The organism is Streptomyces lydicus, assembly GCF_000717345.1.
GTDB classification, from domain to species: domain Bacteria; phylum Actinomycetota; class Actinomycetes; order Streptomycetales; family Streptomycetaceae; genus Streptomyces; species Streptomyces lydicus.
Map to the genome: position 1 here is coordinate 20,427 of NZ_JNZA01000063.1, position 8,015 is coordinate 28,441.

The 8,015-nt window shown below is 71.9% G+C and carries 7 protein-coding genes; 5 read left to right on the forward strand and 2 right to left on the reverse strand.

Translation table 11 applies throughout. The annotated features are described in order from the left end of the window. Nucleotide 1: 1 nt before the first annotated feature. Nucleotides 2-679, reverse strand: a complete 678-nt coding sequence (gene mtrA / locus OO62_RS34930) for a two-component system response regulator MtrA (RefSeq protein ID WP_033271744.1) — start codon at nucleotides 677-679, stop codon at nucleotides 2-4. Continuing rightward, nucleotides 676-1,848, reverse strand: coding sequence for an S-methyl-5-thioribose-1-phosphate isomerase (gene mtnA / locus OO62_RS34935; protein WP_033271745.1), 1,173 nt, complete (start codon nucleotides 1,846-1,848; stop codon nucleotides 676-678). The genes mtrA and mtnA overlap by 4 nt, the downstream gene beginning before the upstream one ends. Before the next feature lie 152 nt (nucleotides 1,849-2,000). Between mtnA and OO62_RS34940 the strand changes: the two genes are divergently transcribed. Genes OO62_RS34940 through OO62_RS34960 form a run of 5 tightly spaced genes read left to right on the forward strand, consistent with a single transcriptional unit; the run spans nucleotide 2,001 to nucleotide 7,605 of the window. Further along, a complete protein-coding gene (locus tag OO62_RS34940) occupies nucleotides 2,001-3,413 on the forward strand; it encodes a DUF7847 domain-containing protein (RefSeq protein ID WP_051733868.1) in 1,413 nt (470 codons plus the stop codon). A 22-nt stretch (nucleotides 3,414-3,435) separates the two neighbouring features. Then, nucleotides 3,436-4,110, forward strand: coding sequence for a DUF4129 domain-containing protein (locus OO62_RS34945; protein ID WP_033271746.1), 675 nt, complete (start codon nucleotides 3,436-3,438; stop codon nucleotides 4,108-4,110). Further along, nucleotides 4,107-5,336, forward strand: a complete 1,230-nt coding sequence (locus OO62_RS34950; protein WP_033271747.1) for a DUF4350 domain-containing protein — start codon at nucleotides 4,107-4,109, stop codon at nucleotides 5,334-5,336. The genes OO62_RS34945 and OO62_RS34950 overlap by 4 nt, the downstream gene beginning before the upstream one ends. Further along, nucleotides 5,317-6,282: an AAA family ATPase gene (locus tag OO62_RS34955; RefSeq protein ID WP_033271748.1), complete on the forward strand. Its 966-nt coding sequence runs from the start codon at nucleotides 5,317-5,319 to the stop codon at nucleotides 6,280-6,282. Before OO62_RS34950 ends, OO62_RS34955 begins: the two co-directional genes overlap by 20 nt. A 12-nt stretch (nucleotides 6,283-6,294) precedes the next feature. Next, nucleotides 6,295-7,605: a DUF58 domain-containing protein gene (locus tag OO62_RS34960; protein WP_033271749.1), complete on the forward strand. Its 1,311-nt coding sequence runs from the start codon at nucleotides 6,295-6,297 to the stop codon at nucleotides 7,603-7,605. Nucleotides 7,606-8,015: the final 410 nt, after the last annotated feature.

Sequence of the window (8,015 nt, forward strand, 5' to 3'; positions counted from 1 at the left end):
CTCAGCTGGGCCCGGCCTTGTAGCCGACCCCGCGCACGGTCACCACGATGTCCGGACGCTCCGGATCCCGCTCGACCTTGGAGCGCAGCCGCTGGACATGGACATTGACCAGCCGGGTGTCGGCGGCGTGCCGGTAGCCCCAGACCTGCTCGAGCAGCACCTCACGCGTGAACACCTGCCACGGCTTGCGCGCCAGCGCCACCAGCAGGTCGAACTCCAGGGGGGTCAGCGCGATCGACTGCCCGTCCCGCTTGACCGAGTGCCCCGCCACGTCGATGACCAGGTCACCGATCGCCAGCTGCTCGGGCGCCGGCTCCTCCGAACGCCGCAGCCGCGCCCGGATCCGGGCGACCAGCTCCTTGGGCTTGAACGGCTTGACGATGTAGTCGTCCGCGCCCGACTCGAGCCCGACGACCACGTCCACGGTGTCGCTCTTGGCGGTCAGCATGACGATCGGAACACCGGACTCCGCCCGGATCAGCCGGCACACCTCGATGCCGTCCCGGCCGGGCAGCATCAGATCGAGCAGGACAAGATCGGGCTTGCTCTCGCGAAAGGCGGCAAGGGCCTTGTCACCGTCCGACACGAACGACGGTTCAAAGCCTTCGCCACGCAGCACGATGCCGAGCATCTCTGCCAGTGCGGTGTCGTCGTCGACGACCAGGACGCGTCCCTTCATTCGGCCATCATCCCATTACCTGATCGTGACTTACTCCAACGTGACGTGGAACACAGCTCAGCGAGCGCTTCCCGGGTCACCGGCGACACCACTCCCGCCTCCGTCACGATCGCCGTCACCAGCTCCGGCGGCGTGACGTCGAAGGCCGGGTTGTAGGCCCCGGCGCCCAGCGGCGCGACCGGTATGCCGGTCCCCGCCGGCGCCCCGGCACCCAGCTGGGACGGCAACGAGAATTCCGTCACTTCCTGCCCCGGCCGCTGCTCCACCTCGATATCCGACCCCTGCTCGGTGTCCAGATCCACCGTGCTGGTCGGTGCCACCACCACGAACGGAACGTGGTGGTACCGCGCCAGTACGGCCAGCGGATAGCTGCCGACCTTGTTGGCGACCGCCCCGTCCGCCGCGATCCGGTCCGCACCGATCAGCACCGCATCCACCTCACCCGCGGCGAACAGCGAGCCGGCCGCACCGTCCGCCAGCACCGTGTACGCCATGCCCGCCCGCGCCGCCTCGTAGGCGGTCAGCCGCGCCCCCTGCAACAGGGGCCGCGTCTCGTCCACCCACAGCCGGCGCAGCTCACCGGCCCGATGCGCGGCCAGCGCCACGGCCAGGGCGGTCCCCTCGCCCCCGGAAACCAGCGCTCCCGTATTGCAGTGCGTGAGGATCCGGTGACCGCCGCCCGGCAGCAGTTCGCCCAGCAGTTCCAGACCGTGCGCGGCCATCCGCGTGCTCGCCTCGATGTCCTCGGCGTGTACGGCCTTCGCCTCGGCCAGGGCCGCCGCCGCTGCCGCCCGGGTATCGGCCCCCTCTGCCACCGCCGTGCGGTGGGCGCCGACCGCACGCCGCACGCCGTACCCCAGATTGACCGCGGTCGGCCGGGCCTGCGCCAGCACCGCCGCCGCCTCTTCCACATCGAAACCGCGCGCAGCGGCCAGCGCGACGCCGTACGCACCCGCGATACCCAGCAGCGGCGCCCCGCGGACGGCCAGCGTCTGGATCGCCTGCACCAGCGCCGGTACGTCCGTACAGACCAGCTCGACCTCCTCCGCGGGCAGCCTGGTCTGATCAAGGAGGACCAATACGGGCCCCTCCGGCGGCTCCTCCCAGCGCAACGACGGGATTGCGAGCGCCCCGGCGCCCGCCTCGGATACCTCGTACTGATCGCCCATTCGTTCAGTCTGCCGCCCCAGGCCCCTCGAGCAGAAGGTCCCCTCACCCTCAGGGCACGGGTACACAACGCGCGACGCCATGACACGATGACTGGCACCGCGGACCCTGGACCCCGGCCGCCCCGGCGGACGGGCAGCAAGAAGGAGCGACGATGAACAACTCTCCGGGCTGGGCCTCGCCCGGATCCGCCCCCTCCGACGAGCCGGGCCGCGGCACACAGGAGCAGCCCGCACAGCCCTCCGCCCCGGAGGCCGGGTCCGAAACCACCGAGCCGTCGTCCCCGCCGAACTGGTCCAAGGAGCAACCGCCCCCCGGCCAGTGGACGGCGCCCACCGGCATTCCCAGCCAGAGCGGCCCCCATGGCCGCGGCAACGGACCGGACACATCCGGCGACCGCACCCGCGCCTCGTCGCCGGGCCCGGCCGGGCCCGGCTGGGGCGGACAGGGCCCCGGCACTCAGCCGCCGTGGGGCGGCAGCTGGGCCGCGGTGCCGCAGGCCGCCAAACCCGGCGTCATCCCGCTGCGCCCGCTCGCCATCGGCGAGATCCTCGACGGCGCGGTCGCCACCATGCGGGCCCACTGGCGCACCGTCCTCGGCATCTCGCTGATCCTCGCGGTGGTCTCCCAGACCGCGGTCACCGTCGTCACCGGACTGTGGTTCCAGGACGCCGGCCGCGCCCCCGCCATGTCGAACGACCGCGTCCCGCCGCTCCGCGACACCCTGCGCGAGGCCGGCAACACGCTCGCCGGCAGCGCCATCACCTCCGTGATCGGGCTGCTCGCCACGATCATCGCGACCGGGCTGCTCACCATGGTCGTGAGCCGCGCGGTCCTGGGCCGTACGGTGACGGCCGGCGACGCCTGGCGCGAGGCACGCTCCCAACTCCCGCGCCTGCTCGGCCTGCTCGTGCTGCTCCCCCTGATGGTCACCGCGATAGTGGCGATCGGTGTGGCTCCCGGCTTCCTCGTCATCGCCGCCGGCACCTTCGACCTCGGTGTGGTCCTCGCCCTCTTCGGCGGGCTGGCCGCCACTGTCGTGAGCATCTGGCTGTGGGTCCGCTACAGCCTCGCCTCTCCCGCCCTGATGCTGGAGAAGCAGGGCGTCATCGCGTCCATGCGACGCTCCGCCAAGCTCGTACGCGGCTCCTGGTGGCGGGTACTGGGCGCCCAGCTGCTCACCTACCTCCTGATCGCCATCGTCGAGTTCATCATCCAGATCCCGGCCACCCTCATCGCCTTCGTCATCGGCGGCGAAAGCCTCATGGACTGGGCGAACGGCACCAGCAACACCACCGGTTGGTCGTTCCTGATCGTGCTGGGCATCGGCGCCGTCATCAGCTCCACCATCACCTTCCCGGTCAGTGCGGGCGTCACCGCCCTCCTCTACATGGACCAGCGCATCCGGCGCGAGGCACTCGACCTCGAACTCGCCCGCGCCGCCGGCCTCCCCGGCTTCGGCACCGACGTCCCCACCGACGCCCCGCCGACCGGCGGTCCGACGCCTGACACAACACCCGTCGACGACTCCGGACCACGTCCCACCGACACCGCACCGGGAAGCTGATGCGGTGACCACAGGGGGGAAGATGACCGTGCTCGGAGGACTCACCACATACTCCGACGACGACATACCGGTGCGGACCCCTCGCCTCCCCGCCCGCGAGGCGGCCGAGCGTGAGCTGTCCGACCCCCGGTACCACCAGCACGACCCCAACCCGATCCAGCGCGCCCTCGACTGGCTCTGGGACCGCCTCGACGCACTCTTCAACGCGGCCGCCGGCGCCACACCGGGCGGCTGGATCGGGCTTCTCACCGTCGGCGTCTGCGTCCTGCTGCTGATTCTTGCCCTCCGGCTACGGCTGGGGGCCGTACGCCGCACGCCGACCACAGGCCGCGGGCTCTTCGCCGACACACCCCGCACCGCCGCGGAGCACCGCGCCGCTGCCGAACGCCACGCTGCCGCGGGCCACTGGAGCCAGGCCATCCAGGACCGGATGCGCGCCATCGTCCTCGCCCTGGAGGAACGCGCCCTCCTCACCCCTGGCCCCGGCCGCACCGCCGACGAGGCCGCCACCGAAGCCGGCCGCGCGCTGCCCCCGCACGCCGACCAACTCCGCACCGCCGCCCGTACCTTCGACGACGTCACATACGGCGGCCGACCCGGCACGGAAGCGGCGTACACCTTCCTGGCCGGCCTCGACACCGACCTCCAGCACGCCAAGCCCGCCCTGGCCACCGCCCCCACCGGGAGCCACGGATGACCACGGCCACCGCGCACACCCCCACTCTCTCCGTGACCACGCGTCACCTCTGGCGCCGTTCCCGCGGCCCACTGATGGCGCTCCTCCTGCTCGCCCTCAGCGGAGTCGTCCTCGCGGCGCTGCAGTCCGGCGAACAGCACGGCCGACTCGACCCCCGCTCGGCGGACCGCACCGGAAGCCGGGCGCTCGCCCAACTCCTCGCCGCGCACGGGGTCTCCACCCACGTGGTCACCACCTCCGAGGAGGCCGCCGCCGCGGCCGGACCCGACACCACCCTGCTCGTCACCGACCCCGACGTCCTGACCCAACGTCAGCTGACGGGCCTGTACACCGCGACCGCGCACACCACCGGCCGCACCGTCCTGCTCGCGCCCGGCCCCGCGCCTCTCGACACCTTCGCCCCCACCGTCCAGGCCGAGCCCCCGGTCACCAACGCGGCCCGCCGTCCCGCCTGCTCCCTGCCCGACGCCCGCCGCGCCGGCAACGCCCTCCTCGGCGGCCCGCGTTACGTCACCTCCACCGCCGGCGCCGACCGTTGTTACCCCAGTGGCGGCAAGGCCACCCTGCTGCGGCTGCCGGCCCCGGCCGACGGCCGCGACACCGTGCTCCTCGGCTCCCCCGAGCTCCTCTACAACCAGCACCTCGACGAGCACGGCAACGCCTCGCTGGCCCTGCAACTCCTCGGTTCTCACAAACATCTGGTCTGGTACCTCCCCTCCGTCAGCGATCCGTCCTCCACGCAGGACGACCAGCGCGGCCTCCTCGACCTCATCCCCGCCGGCTGGGGCTGGACCCTGCTCCAACTCGCCTTCGCCGCGCTGCTCGCCGCCGTCTGGCGCGCCCGCCGACTGGGCCCCCTCGTGACGGAGAGGCTCCCCGTCACCGTGCCCGCCGCCGAGACCACCGAGGGCCACGCCCGTCTCTACGAACAGGCCAACGCCCGCGACCGGGCGGCAGCGGTACTGCGCGCCGCCACCCGCACCCGACTCGCTCCCCTCCTCGGCGTCCCCGCGGCCCACGCCCACACGCCCGAGACTCTTCTCCCAGCTGTCCAGGCCCACTTGGCGCCCGCCCCCGGCACCGGAGCAGACCTCCCCTCCCTGCTCTTCGGCCCGGCACCCGCCGACGACCGCGCCCTGGTGCAGCTGGCCGACCACCTCGACGCACTCGAATCCTCGATCGTTTCCCAAGAGAGGCACGCCCCCCGTGAGCACCCCGACCGCTGACAGCGCCCGAGCTTCGCTCGAGGACCTGCGCACCGAGATAGCCAAGGCCGTCGTAGGCCAGGACCCGGCCGTCACCGGCCTGGTCGTCGCACTCCTCTGCCGCGGTCACGTACTCCTCGAAGGCGCCCCGGGCGTCGCCAAGACCCTCCTCGTGCGCGCCCTGTCAGCGGCACTCGAACTCGACACCAAGCGCGTCCAGTTCACCCCCGACCTGATGCCGAGCGATGTCACCGGCTCACTGGTCTACGACGCCCGCAGCGCGGAGTTCTCCTTCCAGCCGGGCCCCGTCTTCACCAACCTGCTGCTCGCCGACGAGATCAACCGCACGCCGCCCAAAACCCAGGCGTCCCTGCTCGAAGCGATGGAAGAGCGCCAGGTGACTGTCGACGGCACACCCCGCCCCCTCCCCGAGCCGTTCCTGGTGGCCGCCACCCAGAACCCCGTGGAATATGAAGGCACCTATCCGCTGCCCGAAGCCCAACTCGACAGGTTCCTGTTGAAGCTGACGGTGCCTCTCCCCGCCCGCCATGACGAGATAGACATCCTCACCCGTCACGCGGCCGGCTTCAGCCCTCGCGACCTCGGCGCCGCCGGGCTGCGCCCCGTCGCCTCCACCGCCGACCTCGACTCGGCCCGCGACGCGGTCGCCAAGACCTCGGTCTCCCCCGAAGTCACCGGCTATATCGTCGATATCTGCCGTGCCACCCGCGAATCCCCCTCGCTCTCCCTCGGTGTCTCCCCCCGAGGCGCAACTGCCCTGCTTTCGACGTCACGCGCCTGGGCCTGGCTCACCGGCCGCGACTATGTAACCCCCGACGACGTCAAGGCCCTTGCTCTTCCCACGCTCCGTCACCGCATCCAGCTCCGCCCGGAAGCGGAGATGGAAGGAGTCACCGCGGACTCCGTGATCAACGCCGTACTCGCTCATCTCCCCGTCCCCCGCTGAGGCGACGACACCGTGGCCCTCACCGGACGCACCGCCCTCGTCTCCGCACTCGGAGCTCTCTTCGTCGGCTTCGTGCTGCCCAGCTGGCTCGGCATCCTCGCCGTCCAACTCACCTTGCTGATAGCAATTTTGTGCGACCTCACTCTCGCCGCGCCAGTGCGAAAGCTCCAGTTCACCCGAACCGGTGACACAACTGTTCGACTAACAGGCGAAGCCCACACGCACCTCACCCTCACCAACCCAGGCCGCCGCCCGCTGCGCGCCCAGGTCCGCGACGCCTGGCCCCCGAGCTCCTTCCCCCCCGGCACGGACATCCCCGCCTCACGCCACACCCTTCGCGTCCCCGCCGGCGAACGCCGCCGCCTCACCACCACGCTCCGCCCGACCCGCCGCGGCGATCACCACGCCGTCCGCGTCACGGTCCGCTCGTACGGCCCCCTCGGCCTGGCAGCTCGGCAGGGAAGTCACCACGTCCCGTGGACGCTGCGCGTCCTGCCCCCCTTCACCAGCCGCAAGCACCTCCCGGCGAAACTCGCGCGGCTCCGTGAACTCGACGGCCGCACCAGCCTCCTGACCCGCGGTGAAGGCACCGAGTTCGACAGCCTCCGCGACTACACCCCCGGCGACGACACCCGCTCCATCGACTGGCGCGCCACCGCCCGGCGCCAGGACCTCGCCGTCCGCACCTGGCGCCCCGAACGCGACCGCCGCATTCTGCTCGTCCTGGAAACCGGCCGCACCTCAGCCGGCCGCGTCGGCGACATCCCCCGCCTCGACGCCTCCATGGACGCCGCCCTCCTGCTCGGAGCCCTCGCCGCCCGCGCCGGCGACCGCGTCGACCTGCTCGCCTACGACCGCCGGGTACGCGCCTCCGTGCAGGGCCGCGCGGCCCGCGACGTCCTCCCGGCCCTCACCGAGGCCCTCGCACCCCTCGAATCCGAACTCGTCGAGGCGGACGCCCGCGGCCTGGCCGCCACCATCCACCGCCGCACCTCGCGCCGGTCCCTCATCGTGCTCTTCACCGGACTGGACGCGGCCCCCGTGGAAGAGGCCCTCCTGCCCGTCCTCCCCAGCCTCACCCAACGCAACGAACTCATCGTCGCGGCCGTGGCCGACCCTCGCATCGAGGAGATGGCCGCCGGCCGTCACACCCCGCAGGCGGTTTACGCGGCAGCCGCCGCCGAGCAGACCCGCGCCGCCCGCCGCCGCACCGCGGACCGCCTCCGCCACCACGGCATCACCGTCATCGACTCCACCCCGTCCCACCTCGCCCCCGACCTGGCCGACGCCTACCTCACCCTGAAGGCGACGGGCCGCCTCTAACCCGGGAGCCAAGCCCACGACCCCCTACAGGTGAGCAACGTCGGCCCACGACGCCCACCACGGCCCACCCCCAGCCAGGTGTGACCCCCATCCTCTGTCTCAACCAATCACCACGAGCCGGCCAGCTCTCGCTCCCGCCCAGCACCGCTCACAGGCAACCGCTTACAGACAGAAAGCGCTATGCCGGCTAGGGAGGTCAAGGAGCCCCTCACCGCGCACCTGGCACGCCACTCAATCCCCCGGCAGGCGGCCAATACATCCGCTACATCCGCCAGCCAAGGACGACGTCCCACTCACTTCCCCGGGAACGCAAAAAGCCTCGTTCCCCGAGTCGAAACTCGGGGAACGAGGCTTTTTCAAAATTTGTTCGGCGGCGTCCTACTCTCCCACAGGGTCCCCCCTGCAGTACC

Excerpts from the sequence above, each read along its gene's own strand:
- mtrA (WP_033271744.1), bottom strand. The coding sequence starts at position 679 with ATGAAGGGACGCGTCCTGGTCGTCGACGACGACACCGCACTGGCAGAG.
- mtnA (WP_033271745.1), bottom strand. The coding sequence starts at position 1,848 with ATGGGCGATCAGTACGAGGTATCCGAGGCGGGCGCCGGGGCGCTCGCA.
- OO62_RS34940 (WP_051733868.1), top strand. The coding sequence starts at position 2,001 with ATGAACAACTCTCCGGGCTGGGCCTCGCCCGGATCCGCCCCCTCCGAC.
- OO62_RS34945 (WP_033271746.1), top strand. The coding sequence starts at position 3,436 with ATGACCGTGCTCGGAGGACTCACCACATACTCCGACGACGACATACCG.
- OO62_RS34950 (WP_033271747.1), top strand. The coding sequence starts at position 4,107 with ATGACCACGGCCACCGCGCACACCCCCACTCTCTCCGTGACCACGCGT.